Origin of the sequence: Thauera carbonicopians (assembly GCF_025699485.1) — a bacterium.
GTDB lineage: Bacteria > Pseudomonadota > Gammaproteobacteria > Burkholderiales > Rhodocyclaceae > Thauera.
In genome coordinates this window covers 25,874-43,636 of record NZ_JANUXN010000008.1, presented here as the reverse complement: position 1 = coordinate 43,636, position 17,763 = coordinate 25,874, and the positions used below count along the sequence as shown (strand labels likewise).

Genomic DNA, 17,763 nt, shown 5'->3' with positions numbered 1-17,763 from the left:
CCGATCGCCACAGGCACGTCCCCTGCCCCCTTCCATGCCCCTGCCACGCCGCCCGCTCTCTTCGACCTTCGCCGACTGGCGCCGCATCGTCCCCACCCTCGTCATCGCCACCATCGCCGGCTGGCTCGCCCAGGCCGCGACGCTGCCGCTGCCGTGGATGATCGGTCCGCTGTTCGCCGTCGCCGGCCTGCGCATGGCCGACCTGCCGCTACGCCCGCTGCCGGGCGGGCGCCAGGCCGGGCAATGGGCCATCGGCACCGCGCTCGGCCTCTATTTCAGCCCCGCGGTCCTCGCCGAACTCACCGAGCACACGGTGCTGGTGACGACGGTGGCGTTCGCCGCGCTCGCGATCGGCTTCGTCTGCGCGATGTTCACGCGGCGCTTTGCCGGCGTCGACACGCCGACCGCCTTCTTCGCCTCGCTGCCCGGCGGCGCTTCGGAAATGGCGACGCTGGCCGACCGCTTCGGCGGCGCAGTCGACCGCATCGCGGCCGCGCACGCGCTGCGCGTGATGATGGTGGTATCGGTGGTGCCGATTGCGCTGAGCGTCTCCGGCGTCCATGGCACGGGCCAATACACCCCGCTGATGCGCGAGGTGGACATGGCACGCCTGCCCCTGCTGGCCGCCGCCGGCCTGGCCGGCGTGGCGCTGTTCCGCGTACTGCGCCTCGCCAACGGCTGGGTGCTCGGCGCGCTGCTCGGCGTCGCGCTCGCCACCGGTTCCGGCATCGAACTGTCGGCACTGCCGGCCTGGATCGTCAATGGCGGCCAGTTGCTGATCGGCTGCTCCCTCGGCTGCCGCTTCTCGCGCGAGTTCTTCCGCGCCGCACCGCGCTTCATGGCCGTGGCCGCGCTGTCGGCGGCGCTATCGATCGTGCTCTGCTTCGCGCTCGCCGCGCTGTTCGGCGCGCTCACGGAAGTTCCGCTGGCGACGCTGGCGCTCGCCGCCGCACCGGGCGGCGTGGCCGAGATGTGCATCACGGCCAAGGTGCTGCAGCTCGGCGTGCCGCTGATCACCGTCTGCCACGTGCTGCGCGTCGTCGTGCTGACGCTGGCGGCGCAATGGAGCTTCGCGCTGTTCCGCCGCCTGGTCGCGGCCTGAGCATCGCCCGGGCCGCGGCGACGCCGGCCTAGCCGCGCCCGCCCGGCGCCGGATCGCCGGCCGCCGGATCGCCGGCCGCGGGTGAAATCAGGCGCGGCCGCCCGCCCTGGTCGAGGGCAACGAAAACGAAGCTCGCGTCGGTGACCTTGACCTGCTCCTCGCCGTCGCGCGAACGCCGCCAGGCTTCGACTTCGATCGTCATCGAGCTGCGGCCGACGCGCACGATCTCGGCGTGCAGGCTGACCTCGTCGCCGATGAATACCGGACGCAGGAAAGTGATGCGATCCACCGATACGGTGGCACAGCGGCTGCGCGCGCGGCGCGCGGCGACGTTGCCGGCGGCAAGGTCCATCTGCGCCATCAGCCAGCCGCCGAAGATGTCACCGGCGGGGTTGGCGTCGGCGGGCATGGCGATGGTCCGGATCGCGGGCTCGCCGCGGGGCCTGGGAAGCTCGGGGTTGGGGGAAGCGTCGTGCATGTCGGCAATGGAAGCTCAAGGTGTGCAGCGCTGCCTGGGCAGGAAGGGCAGGCTGCGATGGAACACATGGGCATGAATGTCGCCCGCCGCCACGCGGCCGCCACCACTGCGGGTGGCGGCCGCGCACGCCCTGAGCCCGGCAGGGAGCATGGCGGTGCTGCCGAAACCCGGCGCAGCCCTTGCCAGGTCCCTGCGATTCATGGCATTTCCGCCTCCGGGCGTGGCGGCTCAACTGACGAAGCGGCACTTCGACGCGGGCGTGCGCGTATCCATGTTGCGCCCGCGGTTCAGGTGATCGTCGATCTCGGCGGCGCAGCCGAGCATGCGCGCATACAGGAACAGGGTGAACGCCGCCGATTCGAGCGCGGCTTCGCCGACCTCCCCGGCGCGCCACGGCTGCCAGGTCAGGCGCAGCAGCAGCGCGGCGATCACCGCGTCGATGTTGACGCAGTACACCGTGCGCGACACCCCGGCTTCGTGCAGCGCGTGCACCAGCGCATGGTAGAAGTCGTGGAAGACGTTGGCCTCGCCGCGCGCGGACATCAGCTCGCGGATGAAGACTTCGCGCGGGTCGAGGTTGACCGGCCGGTCCTTGAACACCGGGTGATTGACGCCGGGGATCTTGCGCAGCTCGGCACTGCCCGCCGCGCGGCGCGCGGCCTTGTAGTTCGCGTAGTCCTCGGCGCAGCGCCGCGCCAGCGCCGCGACGTCGATGCCGTTCGCCGCTGCCGGATCGTCGAGGCCGGTGTCGCGGAACTGCTCGATCAGGAACTGCACACCTTCGAAGCCGTTGCCGCCGTGGGCATAGCCGGTGTGGCTCAGGAAACCGACGAGCGCCTTGTTGAGCTGCACGCGCTGCGGCACTTCCGGTCCGTCGGCCGACACCGCACCCTTGGCGCCCTGGGCGGAAATCGTGCCGGGGCCGTTGGTGAGCATGATGCCGATCAGGGTCTGGAGGGCGAACAGATCGGCCTCCGCCGGCGCCCGCCCGAGCAGCGCGCGGCAGGCGAGCTCGGTCAGCGAGGCTTCGCCGAGCAGTTCGGCTTCGCCGACGCCGCAGAAGCTGCCCGCTTCGTGCGCGGCCGCCGGCGCCGAAGCGCCGATCATGGCGCCGATCAGCTGCATCCACCACGGCAGGCACTCGACCGTCAGGCGCGACACGCGCTTGCGCATCAGCGGCCCCCAGCCGAGCGTCGTCGTGATCGCGGCGAGCACCGCGTCGGCGCTGACCGGTCCGTCGAGCTGCTGCAGGAAGCGCACGAACGCCGACTGCGCACCGCGCGCGGCCAGCCCGGCAAGCATCGCCTCGGCGCGCGCGTCGGCGGACGGCGCACGCACCAGTGCGGTGAATTCGGCGTCGTCGGCGAGCGCGCTGCAGTCGAAGTCGGCGCTGAGCGCATCGCGCAGGCCCGCGGCGGCGAAGCGCTCGACGAAGGCGGCGGCGATGTTGCGGGCAGTTTCGGCCCGGCGCGGGCCGGCGATCGTGAGCGCAGCGGCGAGCACCGCGTTGGGCGCGCTGCCGGCGGCACGCGCCGCCTCGGCCGCGGCGAGCGCGGGATCGCCGTGCAGGTTCAGGCAGGCGCCGACGGCGACGGCGACGAGCTTGCGGTCGTTGTCGCCGCCGGGCTCGTGCAGCAGCGCGAGGGCGACGTTCGCTTCCAGCGGCAGGCCTGCGGCGTCGAGCACGCGCATGCCGTGCAGGCTGGCGACCTGGGTCGCCGGGTCGAGCTGCGAAGCACCGGAGGTGTCCTTCATCGACGCGCGCGGGAACACGGCGCCCACCTGCTTGGCGAGCGCGGCGATCTGGCTGCCGTAGGGCGCCATCGCCTCGACCACCGGCACGTCGAGCTGCGGCGGCAGGCTGAGGCCCATGCCGGAGCCGAACCAGGGCTTCAGCTCCATCGTGCCTTCCGGCTCGAAATCGGGCAGCGTGGCATTGGCGCGCATCACCGCGGTGAGCGCGGCGGGGATGTGGGCGATGTTGGTGACCACCGCGCCCTTGGCCGAGAACACCGGCCGCTCGGGCGTATAGATGCCATCGACGCCGAACTTGTCCATGAACCAGCGCTCTTTCGCCGCGGCGTCGTCCTCGCCGCCGGCCATCGCCCCGGCATGGCCGACGGCGCGCGTGAGCTTGCTCTTCCAGCGGCCGACGACGCAGGCCACGACCGGCTTGGTGAACTCGGCATCGCGCTCGTAATAGCCGCCGGGTTCGCAATACAGCACGGCGGCCTTGCTGCGCGCATCGTTGGCGAGGGCGAAGGCGAACTCGGGCGCGGCATAGTGGATATAGACGTCCTTGCCGCTCGAGACCAGCGTCGTCGTGCCCCAGCCGGCCATGCGCAGGTACTGGGCGATGGTGGTGGTGAAGCCGCCCGAGTTCGACAGCACCGCGATCGAGCCGCGGCGCAGCGTATCCGAGGGGTTGTCGCCGCCGAGCGCGCCGCCGATGCGCACCTGGTTCCAGGCGTCGGCCACGCCGAGGCAGTTGGCGCCGAAGATGTCGATGCCGTGCTGCTGGCCCATGGCGCGGATCTCGCGCGCATCGTGCACCGCGATCTTCTCGGTGATGATGAAGATCTTCTTCAGTTCCGGGTTGACCCGGATCAGCTCGGCGACGCCGTCGCGCGCCGCCGCGGGCGGCAGGTACACCACGCCGCAGTTGAAGCGGTGGCCGTCGTCGAGGCCTTCGCGCACGCTGTTGTAGACCGGGATGTTCCCGATCGGCGTCTCCAGCACCTGGCCGCGCCGCCCCGGCGAAGTGCCGAACACGACGTTGCCGCCCGACCACGCGTGGCCGACCGGCGTCACTTCGCTCGATTCGCCGCCGAGAATGTTGAGCACGCAGACGCGGTCGTGCCGCGTTGCGATCTGCGCCAGCGAGTTGATGCCGACGTAATACTTGAAATCACCTGCACCTTGCCGATACATGGCTGTCTCCTGTGTTCTTGTCCGTGCCGGGGGGTGGCCGCGCTCAGGCAGCGCTCGCCGCGGGGGCGATGCGCAGCCGCTGGGCGACGGCGTCGCGCCCGCCCGCCTTCATCCATTCGTTGGCCTCGCGCGCGTAGTCGACGACTTCGCTCATCGCCGAATCGAAGCCGAACAGCCGATAGGGCAGGCCGAGCGCTTCGCAGGTGTCGCGCAGCACGCCCAGGCCGCGCACGAGGTTGGGGCCGCCGCGCCCGGCGACGACGTAGAGCGGCGTCGGCCCATGGCTGGCGAAGTGCTCGCGCAGCGCGTCGGACATCGCCCGGAAGGTCTCGAAGATGTCGGTGTTGTTGGATTTGCCGCCGATGATGAAGAGCACGTTGGACTGGCGCAGCCAGTGCTTGAAGCAGATCGAGGCCACCGTCTTCATCTTCTCGTAAGGCGGGTTGCCGCCGAAGTCCGAGGAGATGATGGCGTCGTCGCCGAGCATCTCGGTGACGAGCGAGTTGGCGCCGCCGCCGAAGGTGGGCGCCAGGATCGTGCCGCCCTCGTTGATGACGTATACGTCGCTCTGGCCCTGGTGGGTGCGCAGCTGGTTGATCTCCTGCTCGAAATCCGAGTAGTCGGTGGCGAACAGGTGGAGCGGCAGGTTCAGGCGGTGCCAGCGCGGATCGTCGCGGTCGAAGCCGCATTTGAAGTCGCAGGCCACCGGCGTGAGCCGGCCGCGGCGATCCGGGCGCATGCGGATCGGGTTGAGCTCGAGCGTCGTCATGCCGAAGTCGTGGTACAGCTCCCACAGGCGCGGCAGATGCTGCACCAGCGGTGAGATCACCTGCTTGGGCGCGCCGATGTCGGCGAGCGCGTTGGCGACGACGAAAGCCTTCAGGCCGGTGAGCGGATCGAAGGGGACGCGGGCGACCAGCGACTTGTCCAGTTCCTCGATGTCCATGCCGCCCATGTGGGTCAGCGTCATCGTCGGCGCGCGGAATTCGGTCGAATCGGTGATCGAGAAGTAGATCTCGTGCTCGGCCGGCACCGCAGCCTCGAAAGTGACGCCATTGGACTTCGACACCTGGTTGCCGTGGCGATGCTCGACGAAGTACAGGCGCTCCTTCTCGGCCAGCGCGGTCTTCAGATCCTTGGCACGGCCGATCAGGCCGGCCTTGCCCTTCTTGCCGACCCCGCCCTTGAACACGGGCTTCACGAACACTGCGCCGTGACGCTCGATGAGATCGCGGATCTCTTCCTCGCTGGCATCGGAGCCCAGTATCTCCGGAGTGGGAAAGTCGGCGAAGCGCAGCAGGTGCGCGCCATACTTCATGCCGTTGACATTCATGGTGGCTGTCTCCTCTGTATGTGTTGTCCGCCAAAACTAGAACGAATGGCTTTCGGAACGCTTTCGCCCCGCCGAGGCCCTGCGATGGCGCGGCTGGACTGCCGCACCATCGCAGGGCTCGGGATCGGCGTGCTTGCCGCGGCCGCGGCGCTCAGAAACGGTGGCGCACGCCCGCCAGCAGCACGCGGTGCGAATCGCCCGCTTCCGGCCTGATGTTGCCGATCGCGTAGCTGGCGCCGCTTTCGTTGCTGAGGCGCGAGTAGCCGGCATACAGCGTCGTGCGCTTGGACAGGTCGTGCATGTAGTAGGCGGACCAGCCGTGCGCATCCTGCCCCGCCGCGCCGTCGGATTCGTCGCGGTCGGCGTAGGTCAGCGCCACCGTGCCGCTGGCACCGGCCCTGATCTCGGCACCCACGTCGAAGGTGCGCGCCTTGCCCGAGCCGACCGTGCCGCGCTCGCGATCCTGGGTCCAGGCGAAGTAGGCCTTGACCGGCCCGAAGTCATACGCCAGCCCGAAGCCGTTGGTTCGCACCTTGCCGCCGGTGGCGTCCTGCTGCACCGTCTGCGTGACCAGCGAGCCGGAGAACGGGCCGTTGGCGTAGAGCAGGGCGATGCCGTGGCCGTCGCCCTGCTTGCGCGCGCTGGAGTCCGAACCTTCCTCCCTGCCGAACCAGTAGCCGGCATCGAGCTCGAAGCCGGCGAGCTTGGGCGAGCGGTACTTGACCATGTTGTCGAAGCGCACTTCGTAGGCCGGTTTCACCGCACCCGCCTTGCGCGACAGCAGGCCGACACTGCGGTCGGCGCTGCCGGTGGCATCGAAGGGATCGATCGCGACGAAGGCGGGCGAATACTGGCGGCCGAGCGTGAGCCGCCCCAGGCCGCCTTCGAGGCCGACGAAAGCCTGGCGGCCGAAATGCCGTCCCCCCTGCTCGCGCTGGCCGTTCGAGATGTCGAAGCCGCTTTCCAGCACGAACAAGGCCTTCATGCCATTGCCCAGGTTCTCGGTGCCGCGAAAGCCGATGCGCGTGCCGTTCAGTTCGCCGTGGTCCACCCCCTTGTGGCGGAGATCGCCGGAGCGCTCGTAGCCGAGGTTGACGTCGAGCAGGCCATATATAGTGACGTTGGACTGGGCGGCACACGGGAAAGCGGCAGCCGAAGCGAGAGTGGCCAGCGTGGCCATCCGGGTGAAGCGGTTCATGAATGTCTCCGTGATCTTGTCGAGTTATTCGCGCCACGCGGGAATGGCACGCGGCACATATTGCAATGCCATCCCTTTCAATCGGCTTTCGCTTGATCCGCGACAGCCCAAACAGCCGCCGGCTCTGGGACAATCGCCCACTGCGACACGGAGCCCGACATGGCCGACACCCCCGACACTCTTCTCGTCCTCACCAACCTGCCCGATGGCGACAGCGCCCGTGCGCTCGCCGCGGCGCTGGTCGAGCAGCGGCTGGCCGCCTGCGTGAATATCCTGGCGCCCTGCACCTCGGTGTATCGCTGGCAGGGCGAACTCGAGACGGCAGCCGAAGTACCCTTGCTGATCAAGGCCACGCGCGCACGCTATGCCGCGCTGGAAACGGCCATCCGCGCCCGCCACCCCTACGAACTTCCCGAGATCGTCGCGGTCCCTGTGGTGCTGGGCCTGCCGGGCTACCTCGACTGGATCGCGGCCGAAACCGCTGCCGATGCCTGAAGCCCGCTTCGCAATTGCCTCCACGCTGCCCTTCCACCCGCCGCTCCAGAAGAACACGATGCACCGCCTGCTGATCCTGCTTTCGCTGCTTGCCGGCCTGCTGCTGTCCGGCCTGTCGTTGCCCGGCCACGCCCAGGCCAATCCGATCGAGCCCGAGAAGGCCTTCGCCCTGCGCGCCCAGGCATTGGATCCGCAGACGGTGGAAGTGGTGTTCCAGGTGGCGAAGGACTACTACCTGTACGGCGACAAGTTCCGTTTCGAGTCCGAACCCGCCGGCGTCGAATTCGGCCCGCCGGTGAAACCGGCCGGCAAATGGCACAAGGACGATTTCTTCGGCAACGTCGAGACCCACCGCGGCGAGCTGCGCATCCTGCTGCCGGTGACGGCGGTGCCCGAAGGCACGAGGCGCTTCGAGCTGGTCGCCACCAGCCAGGGCTGCTGGGACGGCGGCATCTGCTACCCGCCGACGACGCAACTCGCGGCGATCGACCTCGACGCACCGCCGCAGAAGAGCGGCAGCGGCTTCCTCGGCAATGTGCTCAACGGCGGCTTCGGCGGCACCACGGCTTCGGCAGCCGGTGAATCCACCACCGGCACGACCGTCTCCGGCGACGAAACCGGCGACATCGCCCGCCTGCTGTCGGGCGCCAGCCTGCCGCTGGTCCTGCTGAGCTTCTTCGGCTTCGGCCTGCTGCTGGCCTTCACGCCCTGCACTTTCCCGATGATTCCGATCCTGTCCGGCATCATCGTCGGCCAGGGCCACAAGGTCTCGCACGCGCGCGCCTTCGTGCTGTCGCTGGCCTACGTGCTGGGCATGGCGGCGACCTACGCGCTGGCCGGCGTCGCCGCCGGCCTGTCGGGCACGATGCTGACCGCGGCCTTGCAGAACGTCTGGGTGCTGTCGGCCTTCGCGCTGCTGTTCGTGCTGCTGTCGCTGTCGATGTTCGGCTTCTACGAACTGCAGCTGCCGACCGCCTTGCAGAGCCGGCTGGCCGACAGCGCGAGCCACAGCAAGGGCGGCAACCTCGGTGGCGTCACCATCATGGGCGCGCTGTCGGCGCTGATCGTCGGCCCCTGCGTCGCCGCGCCGCTGGCCGGCGCCCTGCTCTACATCGCCCAGACCGGCGACGCGGTGCTGGGCGGCTGGGCGCTGTTCGTGATGGCGCTGGGCATGGGCGCGCCGCTGCTGCTGGTGGGCGTGGCCTCGCGCAGCCTGCTGCCCAAGGTCGGGCCGTGGATGGAAGGCGTCAAGAAGGCTTTCGGCGTGATGCTGCTGGCGGTGGCGCTGTGGATGCTGACGCCGGTGATCCCGCCGCTGGCCATGATGCTGGGCTGGGCGGCGCTGCTGCTGTTCTCGGCCATCTTCCTGCACGCGATCGACCCGCTGCCGCACAACGCCAGGGGCTGGCAGCGCTTCTGGAAAGGCGTCGGCGTGCTGTTGCTGCTGTCCGGCGCGGCGATGCTGATCGGCGCCCTGGCCGGCTCGCGCGACCCGCTGCAGCCGCTGGCGGTGCTGCGCGCCGAAGCCGCGGCGCCGGTCAGCCTGCCGCCGTTCGAGAAGGTCGATTCCATCGCCGAGCTCGACGCCCGCCTGGCGACCACCGACCGCCCGGTGATGCTCGACTTCTATGCCGACTGGTGCGTGTCGTGCAAGGAAATGGAACGCTTCACCTTCACCGACGCCGCCGTCGCCGAGCGCATGGGCCGGATGCTGCTGCTGAAGGCCGACGTCACCGCCAACAGCGACGAGCACAAGGCGCTGCTGAAGCGCTTCGGCCTGTTCGGTCCGCCGGGCATCATCTTCTTCGACGCCGGGGGCCAGGAGCGCAAGGGCCTGCGCGTGGTCGGCTTCATGAAGGCCGAACCCTTCGCGACCGTGCTGGATCGGGCGCTGTAGCAGCGAGGCCGGGGTTTTTACCCTACAATCCCGCCTTTCCCCTTTCGCGTCAGACCTTTCATGTTCTCCGGCATCGTCGCGGCCGTCGGCCGCATCGAACACATCGAGCCGCTCGCGGACGGCATCCGCCTCACCGTCGATACCAACGGCCTGGACCTGTCCGACGTCATCGTCGGCGACAGCATCGCGCACAGCGGCGTGTGCCTGACCGTGATCGAGATGGACGGCCCCAGGCTGAAGTACGACGTTTCGCGCGAGACGCTGAACTGCACCGTCGGCCTGGACGCCGTCGGCAACGAAGTGAACCTGGAAAAGGCATTGCGCCTGGCCGACCGCCTCGGCGGCCACCTGGTCACCGGCCATGTGGACGGCGTCGGCGAAGTGCTGAAATTCGAACCGCTGGGCGAGAGCCACGAACTGGTGATCCGCGCGCCCGCGGCGATCGCCGGCTACATCGCCAAGAAGGGCTCGATCACCGTCAACGGCGTCAGCCTGACGGTGAACCGCGTCGAACGGCGCGACTTCTCGATCAACCTGATCCCGCACACAGTGGCGATGACCAACCTGAAGCATCTGGCCGCGGGCAGCCGGGTCAACCTGGAAATCGACCTGATCGCGCGCTACGTCGAGCGCATGCTCGCCTGGCGCAGCGAAGACGCTGCCCAGGGCTGAGCAACAACGAACACATGCGCCGCGCCAAACGCCGGCAAGGCACGAACAAAGGACACAGCATGAGCGCACTTGCGCCGATTACCGAGATCATCGCCGACATCAAGGCCGGCCGGATGGTCATCCTGGTCGACGAGGAAGACCGCGAGAACGAGGGCGACGTCGTCCTCGCCGCGGAGTTCGTGACCCCCGAAGCGATCAATTTCATGGTCACGCACTGCCGCGGCCTGGTCTGCCTGACGCTGACCGACGAACGCTGCCGCCAGCTCGGCCTCGAGCAGATGGTGCGCGACAACCGCACGCCGCACGGCACCGCCTTCACCGCCTCGATCGAGGCCGCCACCGGCGTCACCACCGGCATTTCGGCCCACGACCGCGCGCGCACCGTGCAGGTCGCGGTCGCCCGCCACGCCAGGCCCGAAGACATCGTGATGCCGGGCCACATCTTCCCGCTCACCGCGCAGAAGGGCGGCGTGCTGATCCGCGCCGGCCACACCGAAGCCGGCTGCGACCTCGCCCAGCTCGCCGGACTGGAGCCTGCCGCGGTGATCTGCGAGATCCTCAAGGACGACGGCACCATGGCCCGCCTGCCCGATCTCGTCGAGTTCGGCAAGACGCACGGCCTGAAGATCGGCGCCATCCGCGACCTGATCGAATACCGCGCCGCCACCGAACACCTGATCGAGAAGGTCTGCGACAAGGAAGTCGATACCGCCCACGGCCGCTTCACGCTGTCCGCCTTCGAGGACAAGACCTCGGGCGACGTCCATTTCGCCCTGTCGCGCGGCGACATCGCACCGGAGCGCGAAACCCTGGTGCGGGTGCACGAGCCGATCTCGGTGGTGGATTTCCTCGACTCCAGCAGCAATCACCACAGCTTCCCGGTCAATGAGTCGCTCGCCGCGCTGGCCGCGGCCGAAGCCGGCGTGATCGTGCTGCTCTACCGGCCGATGTCCGGCCGCGAACTGCTCGCCAGCCTGAACGGCGGCCAGGACCGGCCGACGAAATGGGACCCGCGCCTGTTCGGCGTCGGCGCCCAGATCCTGCGCGCGCTGAACGTCGGCAGGATGCGGCTGCTGGCCAGCCCGCGCAAGATTCCGAGCATGGCCGGTTTCGGGCTGGAGATCACCGGCTTCGTCGACAAGAACTGACCGCACCCAAGAGAAATCCGCATGCAACGCAACCAATCCGAAAACGCCCGCCAGGGCGCCCGCTATGACGGCATCGACGAGATCGACCCCAGCTTCGACGGCAGCGGCGTGCGCGTCGGCATCGTCATGGCGCGCTTCAACCTCGACATCTGCGAAGGCCTGCTGTCGGCCTGCACCGACGAATTGCTCCGGCTCGGCGTCGCCCGCGGCGACATCCGCATCGTCACCGTGCCCGGCGCGCTGGAAATCCCGCTGGTACTGCAGACGATGGCGAAGAGCGGCCGGTACGATGCGCTGGTGGCGCTCGGCGCGGTGATCCGCGGCGAGACCTACCACTTCGAGCTGGTCTCCAACGAAATGGGCGCCGGCGTCACCCGCGTCGGCCTCGATGCCGGCATCCCGGTCGCCAACGGCGTGCTGACGACCGAGGACGACGACCAGGCCATCGCCCGCATGAGCGAGAAAGGCGCCGACTGCGCCCGCGCCGCGGTGGAGATGGTCAATCTGCTGAAGGTGGTGAGATGAGCGACATCGACGACACCCGGCCGGCCGCGCCCAATCCGACGAGCAAGATGGCGCGCCGCCGCGCCCGCGCGCTGGCCCTGCAGGGCGTGTATCAGTGGCTGCTGTCGGGCAACACCGCAGCGACCGTGCAGCGCCACCTCGAAGCCGAGAACGAGCACCTGGACAAGACCGACCGCGAACTCTTCGTCAGCCTGCTGCGCGGCGCGATCGACAGCGCCGACGAACTGCGCACCTGCTTCGAACCGCTGCTGTCGCGCCCGGTGGTCGAGCTGTCGCCGATCGAGCACGCCATCCTGCTGCTCGGCACCCACGAGCTGCGCCACAACATCGAAACGCCCTACCGCGTGGTGATCAACGAAGCGATCGAACTGGCCAAGGGCTACGGCGGCACCGACGGCCACAAGTTCGTCAACGGCGTGCTGGACAAGACCGCCGCCCGGCTGCGCCCCGAGGAAGTCGAAGCGGCCCGCGCGAACCGCGGCTGACGCGGTTCGCAGGAGCGGTCTCCGGCACTGCTGTCGCCGCTGCCGCCTTCAATCTCGCCGGGCGCGCACGACCGCACGCTCGGCGGACTTCAGCTCCAGGCTGCCATCGGCGGCGATGCCGAAGCCATCCACGCCGCCGAGCGCCGCCCGGAAACGCTGCTCCTCGTCCATCAGCGCCTGTTCGCAGGCCATCTTGGTCCCGCCCAGCTCCGACAGCCGCAGACCTTCGCCCGACAGCGTGTAGCGGCCCTGGTAGCGGTTGCAGGCGGCGATGCCGGCCAGGCTGCCGCCTTCGCCGAAGACCAGCGTCACCCGCAACGGATCGCCGACGCGCCGGCCGTCGATCTCCACCACCTGCCACGGCTCACCCTGCAACAGTTGCGCCGGATCGCCGCCGCAGCCTTTCAGGAGCTGTCCCTGCCAATTCACTTCGACCGCCGCCGGATGCGGCATGCCGCTCATGCTGTCCACGCACAGGCGATCGACCACGGTGGCCGACAGTTCGCCGTCGAGCGTGTCGGCGCGGTAATGGCGCACCCCGCCCGCCTCCTCGACCAGCGGCCCCGGCGCGACCACGCGCGTCTCGCCCCAATCGGTCAGCAGGACCAGCGCCCTGGTCGTCACGTCCAGGCGCCAGGAGGGTTCATTGCCGACGGCGCGGAACAGGCGATCCTCGACGACCAGTCGGCACTCGGGCTGGCTCACGCCGGCCAGTTCCAGCATCGCGGCATCGCCCTTGCTCCAGAACACCGTGCGCTCGTCGTCCACCGCCACCAGCTTCACCCCCGAGGCGGCGATTTCCTGGCGCAAGGCCCAGCTCCGGCCACCGGCGTTGAGGCTGGCGCCGTCGCCCAGGCGCCGCAGTATCACGACCGTGTCGCCGCAGCGCCAGCTCTCCTCCTGCGAAGTCGCCGCCGCCATGCGCTGGACCGCAGGCGCCGGCTCCAGCGGCCCGGCGGTTTCGGCCTTGTCGCCGAACAGACCGCAAGCGCTCACGGACAGCGACGACAGCACACAGACAGACACTTTTCGGGCCAGACTCATCGGACATTCCTCATTCGGGTGAAAACCGCCTTGCCGCGGCGGCAGGCGCCATTCTGATGCAGGGCACCCGCCGCACCGCCGCCCACCTTACAACTGATTACCTTGCCGACCGCGCGGAACACGGGATTTCTTCCACCATCAGCCTGTCAATACTGCGCACCCCCTGGCCCGGACGAAGGACGCCGACGATGAAACCCCCATGGCCCATGATGCTGGCCGCCACGCTGATGCTGTCGCTGGCCGGCTGTACCGTCGCCCCCCACGAGCGCAGCTACGTCTACGGCGGCCATGCCTATGGCGGTTACGGCAGCCATTATCACGACCGCACCGCCATCATCGTCACACCCGCGCCGCGTATCGAGCACCGGGGGCCGTGGCCCGGCCCGGGCCATGTCTGGATCGGCGGCCACTGGAACCGCATCGGCGCCCGCCACGACTGGGTGCCCGGCTACTGGGCGCCGCCCGCCCGGCATCCACGGCCGCCGACGCACCCGCAATGGCAGGCCGGCCGGGACCGCATCGACCACCACCGCGGCGGCCGCGAGCCGCCCCGCCTGCGGCCGCCGCCCAAGCCGCGCATCGACCACGGCGCCCGCCCGGATCGTCCCGGCTTCGGCGAGAATCGCCGGCCATCCTTCGAGGCGCGCAAAGACGAGCGCGACACGCGGGCACAGCCGGATTCCCGCCGCGGCAAGGACGATCGCAGCCAGCGCGCCAGGCCCGGCGACAGGCAGCGGCCCTCGCTCCACATTGATCGCCGCTGAGCCCGCCGGCGAGATCCCTGCTTCAGCCGGTTGATCCCCCGCCGCATCACGGCGAAAATCACGCCTTCGGCGCCCGCCGCGCGGGCGCCGAATCGCGGCGTGCAAGGCTTCTGTGCGCCCTCGATCACTCTTTCGGGCAAGACCATGAAGAAATTCTCCTCGCTGCTGATGCTCTCCCTCACCGCCGGTGCCCTGCTGGGCGGCTGTGGCAACAACGACGCCACCCCGGCTGCACAATCCGGCGCGGCAGCCGCCGTACCGGCGAAGATCGTCGTCGGCCTCGACGACAACTTCCCGCCGATGGGCTTCCGCAACGAGAAGAACGAACTGGTCGGCTTCGACATCGACCTGGCGCGCGAGGCCGCCAAGCGCCTCGGCGTAGACGTCGAGTTCAAGCCGATCGACTGGAGCGCCAAGGAAGCCGAACTGAACGGCAAGCGCGTCGATGCGCTGTGGAACGGCCTGACGATCACCGAAGAGCGGCGCAAGAACATCGGCTTCACCACGCCCTACATGGAAAACCACCAGATCATCGTGGTGCCGGCCAAGTCGCCGATCAAGGCCAAGGCCGAACTCGCCGGCAAGGTCATCGGCATCCAGGACGGCAGCAGCGCAATCGACGCCGTGCAGAAGGACCCGATCTCCGGCTCCTTCAAGGAGCTGAAGCGCTTCGGCGACAACGTCACCGCGCTGATGGACCTCGCCACCGGCCGCCTCGACGCGGTGGTGCTGGACGAAGTCGTCGGCCGCTACTACACCTCGAAGAAGCCGGACGACTACGTGGTGCTGGACGAGCACTTCGGCACCGAGGAATTCGGCGTCGGTACCCGCAAGGACGACACCGAGCTGCTGGCCCAGCTGCAGAAGGCGATGGACGAGATGAAGGCCGACGGCAGCGCCGCCCGCATCTCGAACGAATGGTTCGGCAAGGACATCATCAAGTAAGTCCCGGTCGCCCCGTCCCTTTCCTTCTTCGACCCCGCCGGGCCCGCAACGCGGCCCGGCGGACGGGCAGGCCGCATGGACTACGTACTCAGCATCATCGGACCGCTTGCCGAAGGCTCGCTGGTCACCCTCAAGCTGTTCTTCATCACGCTGGCGCTGGCGGTGCCGCTCGGGCTGGCGCTGGCGCTGATCCGCATCTCGCGCTTCACCGTCGCCAGCCAGGCGGTCAATGGCTACATCTGGCTGATGCGCGGCACGCCGCTGATGCTGCAACTGCTGTTCATCTACTTCGCACTGCCCTTCGTGCCGGTGATCGGCATCCGCCTGCCTGACTTCCCGGCGGCGATCGTGGCCTTCGCACTCAACTACGCCGCCTACTTCGCCGAGATCTTCCGCGCCGGCATCCAGTCCATCGACCGCGGCCAGTACGAAGGCGCCAAGGTACTCGGCTTCTCCTACGGCCAGACCATGCGCCGCATCGTGCTGCCGCAGGTGGTTAAGCGCATCCTGCCGCCGATGAGCAACGAGACCATCACCCTGGTAAAGGACACTTCGCTGATCTACGTGCTCGCCCTCAACGACCTGCTGCGCGCCGCGCGCGGCATCGTCCAGCGCGACTTCACGATCACCCCCTTCGTGGTCGCCGCCGCCTTCTACCTGCTCATGACCCTGGTGCTGACCTGGTTCTTCCAGCGCCTGGAGAAACGCCATGCCGTCTATGACTGAGGCTGCATCCATCGCCAGTTCGGCAGCAAGTCCGATGACAAGCCCGATGATTCTCGCCGACGACATCCACAAGCGCTTCGGCAGCCACGAAGTGCTCAAGGGCGTGTCGCTGACGCTGGCCAAGGGTGAAGTGATCGCGGTGATCGGCCCCTCCGGCTCGGGCAAGAGCACTTTCCTGCGCTGCCTGAACCATCTCGAGACCATCGACGCCGGCCGCATCGACATCGAAGGCGACACCCTTGTCGCCAATGATGCCCACGGCCGCGCCCGCTACGTCGCCGATACCGAAGTACGCCGCATCTGCGCGCGCATGGGCATGGTATTCCAGCACTTCAACCTGTTCCCGCACCTGACCGTGCTGCAGAACGTGATCGAGGCACCGGTCACCGTCAAGGGCATGAAGCGCGAGGCGATCCTGCCCAAGGCCGAGGAGCTGCTGAAGAAGGTCGGCCTGCTCGACAAGCGCGACGCCTACCCCTCGCGCCTGTCCGGCGGCCAGAAGCAGCGCGTCGCCATTGCCCGCGCGCTGGCGATGGCGCCCGACATCATGCTGTTCGACGAGCCGACCTCGGCGCTCGACCCCGAGCTGACCGGCGAAGTGCTGCGCACCATGCGCCAGCTCGCCGACGAGCACATGACGATGCTGGTGGTCACGCACGAAATGGGTTTCGCGCGCGAAGTCGCCAGCCGCGTGGCCTTCATGGATGGCGGCAAGTTGATCGAATCGCAGCCTTCGGCAGCGTTCTTCGCCAATCCGCAGCATCCGCGCACGCGGGCGTTTCTGGAGAGCATGCTGTAAGCGAACACTGCAACAGTGTGTTTGCTCCTGCGCAAAACCTGCCGCGGTCGATGGTAATGGTGTAAATTGTGCACTGCGCAATTTACACATCCCCTGTCAACCATCGCCCGGGAGAGTGTTCATGTTCGGCAAACTATTGCGGGCCGGGCGCAGCGATCCGGCCCCTCCCCTCAGCCTCGCCCTGCAGGGCGGCGGTGCGCACGGCGCCTATACCTGGGGCGTGCTGGACCGGCTGCTGGAAGACGACTGGCGGCTGGACGGCGTCAGCGGTACCAGTGCCGGCGCGATGAATGCGGTGGCGCTGGCGCAGGGCTGGACCGCCGGCGCCGCCGAAGGCGCGCGCGCCGCGCTGGAAGCGTTCTGGATGGCGGTAGGCGACAGCACGCCCTTCCATCTCGATCTGATGCACAGCCTGAGTCCGGCGCAGGACGGTGGCCTGCCGGCGCCGATGAACATGATGCTGGGTCTGTCGCGGCTGTTCTCACCCTACCAGCTCAACCCTTTCGAGCTCAATCCGCTGCGCGACGTGGTGCGCGCCCAGTTCGACTTCGAGCGCCTGCGGCGAAGCTGCCCGCTGAAGCTTTTCATCGCAGCCACCGAGGTGCGCACCGGCAAGATCCGCCTGTTCCGTACCCGCGAGCTGAGCGAGGATGCGCTGCTGGCTTCGGCCTGCCTGCCCACGCTGCACCACGCGGTCGAGATCGACGGCGAGCACTACTGGGACGGCGGTTTCACCGCCAACCCGGCGATCTATCCGCTGATGTACGAATGCACGACGCCGGACGTCCTGCTCGTGCTGCTGAATCCGCTGGTGCATGACGAGGCGCCGCGCAGCGCCGCGGACATCGCCGCGCGCAGCCTGGAGCTGGGTTTTTCCACCACTTTCCTGCGCGAGATGCGGATGATCGCGCACGCCCGCAGCTATGCCAGCGAAGCGAGCCGCTGGCTGCCGCGTGGACGGCTGGAGCGCAAGCTGATGCGCCTGCGCTTCCATCTCATCGATGCCAGAGAACTGGGCGCAATCGGTAGCGACAGCAAGCTCAACGCCTCTACCCGCTTCCTGCTACACCTGCGCGAACTCGGCCGCGCTCGGGCCGATGAGTGGTTGCGCCGCCACCGGCGAGACGTCGGCCGGCGCGAGTCGGTGAACCTGGAGGCGTTGTTCGCCTGAAGCGCCGCGCCGGCTCGGGTCACCGGCGCGTCGAGTCAGCCAAGGCGTAA

At 68.7% G+C, this 17,763-nt stretch carries 18 protein-coding genes; 12 read left to right on the top strand and 6 right to left on the bottom strand.

The features are described from left to right. The first annotated feature begins 34 nt into the window (after positions 1-34). A complete protein-coding gene (locus NX068_RS11890) occupies positions 35-1,102 on the top strand; it encodes an AbrB family transcriptional regulator (RefSeq protein WP_263461480.1) in 1,068 nt (355 codons plus the stop codon). A gap of 28 nt (positions 1,103-1,130) precedes the next feature. Here the strand turns inward: NX068_RS11890 and NX068_RS11885 are convergent, their stop codons facing one another. The 5 genes from NX068_RS11885 to NX068_RS11865 all read right to left on the bottom strand — a co-directional run bounded on the left by NX068_RS11885 (position 1,131) and on the right by NX068_RS11865 (position 7,042). Next, a complete protein-coding gene (locus NX068_RS11885; RefSeq protein WP_263461479.1) occupies positions 1,131-1,580 on the bottom strand; it encodes an acyl-CoA thioesterase in 450 nt (149 codons plus the stop codon). Positions 1,581-1,595: 15 nt separating this feature from the next. Next, positions 1,596-1,781 carry a hypothetical protein gene (locus tag NX068_RS11880; RefSeq protein WP_263461478.1) on the bottom strand — a complete coding sequence of 62 codons (186 nt, stop codon included), beginning with the start codon at positions 1,779-1,781 and terminating at the stop codon, positions 1,596-1,598. Between the two features lie 27 nt (positions 1,782-1,808). Then, positions 1,809-4,511: a CoA-binding protein gene (locus NX068_RS11875; protein WP_263461477.1), complete on the bottom strand. Its 2,703-nt coding sequence runs from the start codon at positions 4,509-4,511 to the stop codon at positions 1,809-1,811. Between the two features lie 43 nt (positions 4,512-4,554). Then, a complete protein-coding gene (locus NX068_RS11870) occupies positions 4,555-5,844 on the bottom strand; it encodes an ATP citrate lyase citrate-binding domain-containing protein (protein ID WP_263461476.1) in 1,290 nt (429 codons plus the stop codon). Between the two features lie 151 nt (positions 5,845-5,995). Then, positions 5,996-7,042, bottom strand: coding sequence for a porin (locus NX068_RS11865; protein ID WP_263461475.1), 1,047 nt, complete (start codon positions 7,040-7,042; stop codon positions 5,996-5,998). A 159-nt stretch (positions 7,043-7,201) separates the two neighbouring features. Between NX068_RS11865 and cutA the strand changes: the two genes are divergently transcribed. The 6 genes from cutA to nusB are packed head-to-tail and all read left to right on the top strand — an operon-like array spanning position 7,202 to position 12,264. After that, entirely contained in the window at positions 7,202-7,537 is a 336-nt protein-coding gene (gene cutA, locus NX068_RS11860) for a divalent-cation tolerance protein CutA (RefSeq protein WP_263461474.1), read from the top strand. 58 nt (positions 7,538-7,595) lie between these two features. Then, entirely contained in the window at positions 7,596-9,434 is a 1,839-nt protein-coding gene (dsbD, locus tag NX068_RS11855; protein WP_263461597.1) for a protein-disulfide reductase DsbD, read from the top strand. Positions 9,435-9,494: 60 nt separating this feature from the next. Then, on the top strand, positions 9,495-10,106 hold the full coding sequence (locus NX068_RS11850) for a riboflavin synthase (protein WP_263461473.1): 612 nt from the start codon (positions 9,495-9,497) through the stop codon (positions 10,104-10,106). Between the two features lie 59 nt (positions 10,107-10,165). Beyond that, positions 10,166-11,254, top strand: coding sequence for a bifunctional 3,4-dihydroxy-2-butanone-4-phosphate synthase/GTP cyclohydrolase II (gene ribBA / locus NX068_RS11845; protein WP_263461472.1), 1,089 nt, complete (start codon positions 10,166-10,168; stop codon positions 11,252-11,254). Between the two features lie 21 nt (positions 11,255-11,275). Continuing rightward, positions 11,276-11,779 (top strand): 6,7-dimethyl-8-ribityllumazine synthase, encoded by a 504-nt coding sequence (gene ribH / locus NX068_RS11840; RefSeq protein ID WP_263461471.1) that lies wholly within the window; start codon positions 11,276-11,278, stop codon positions 11,777-11,779. Further along, complete coding sequence (gene nusB / locus NX068_RS11835) at positions 11,776-12,264, top strand: transcription antitermination factor NusB (protein ID WP_263461470.1); 489 nt, start codon at positions 11,776-11,778, stop codon at positions 12,262-12,264. Before ribH ends, nusB begins: the two co-directional genes overlap by 4 nt. Positions 12,265-12,312: 48 nt before the next feature. On the opposite strand, the gene NX068_RS11830 is transcribed toward nusB, so the two are convergent. Further along, entirely contained in the window at positions 12,313-13,308 is a 996-nt protein-coding gene (locus tag NX068_RS11830; protein ID WP_263461469.1) for an META domain-containing protein, read from the bottom strand. A 188-nt stretch (positions 13,309-13,496) separates the two neighbouring features. On the opposite strand from NX068_RS11830, the gene NX068_RS11825 reads away from it, so the two are divergent. From NX068_RS11825 to NX068_RS11805, 5 genes are all read left to right on the top strand, one after another. Then, the gene (locus tag NX068_RS11825) at positions 13,497-14,072 is read left to right on the top strand and encodes a YXWGXW repeat-containing protein (protein WP_263461468.1); all 576 of its coding nucleotides are present in this window, start codon (positions 13,497-13,499) and stop codon (positions 14,070-14,072) included. A gap of 144 nt (positions 14,073-14,216) precedes the next feature. Beyond that, positions 14,217-15,017: an amino acid ABC transporter substrate-binding protein gene (locus NX068_RS11820; RefSeq protein ID WP_263461467.1), complete on the top strand. Its 801-nt coding sequence runs from the start codon at positions 14,217-14,219 to the stop codon at positions 15,015-15,017. 75 nt (positions 15,018-15,092) lie between these two features. Then, the gene (locus NX068_RS11815) at positions 15,093-15,743 is read left to right on the top strand and encodes an amino acid ABC transporter permease (protein WP_263461466.1); all 651 of its coding nucleotides are present in this window, start codon (positions 15,093-15,095) and stop codon (positions 15,741-15,743) included. Between the two features lie 46 nt (positions 15,744-15,789). After that, entirely contained in the window at positions 15,790-16,542 is a 753-nt protein-coding gene (locus NX068_RS11810) for an amino acid ABC transporter ATP-binding protein (RefSeq protein ID WP_263461596.1), read from the top strand. 121 nt (positions 16,543-16,663) lie between these two features. Then, positions 16,664-17,713 carry a patatin-like phospholipase family protein gene (locus NX068_RS11805; RefSeq protein WP_263461465.1) on the top strand — a complete coding sequence of 350 codons (1,050 nt, stop codon included), beginning with the start codon at positions 16,664-16,666 and terminating at the stop codon, positions 17,711-17,713. Positions 17,714-17,763 lie beyond the last annotated feature (50 nt).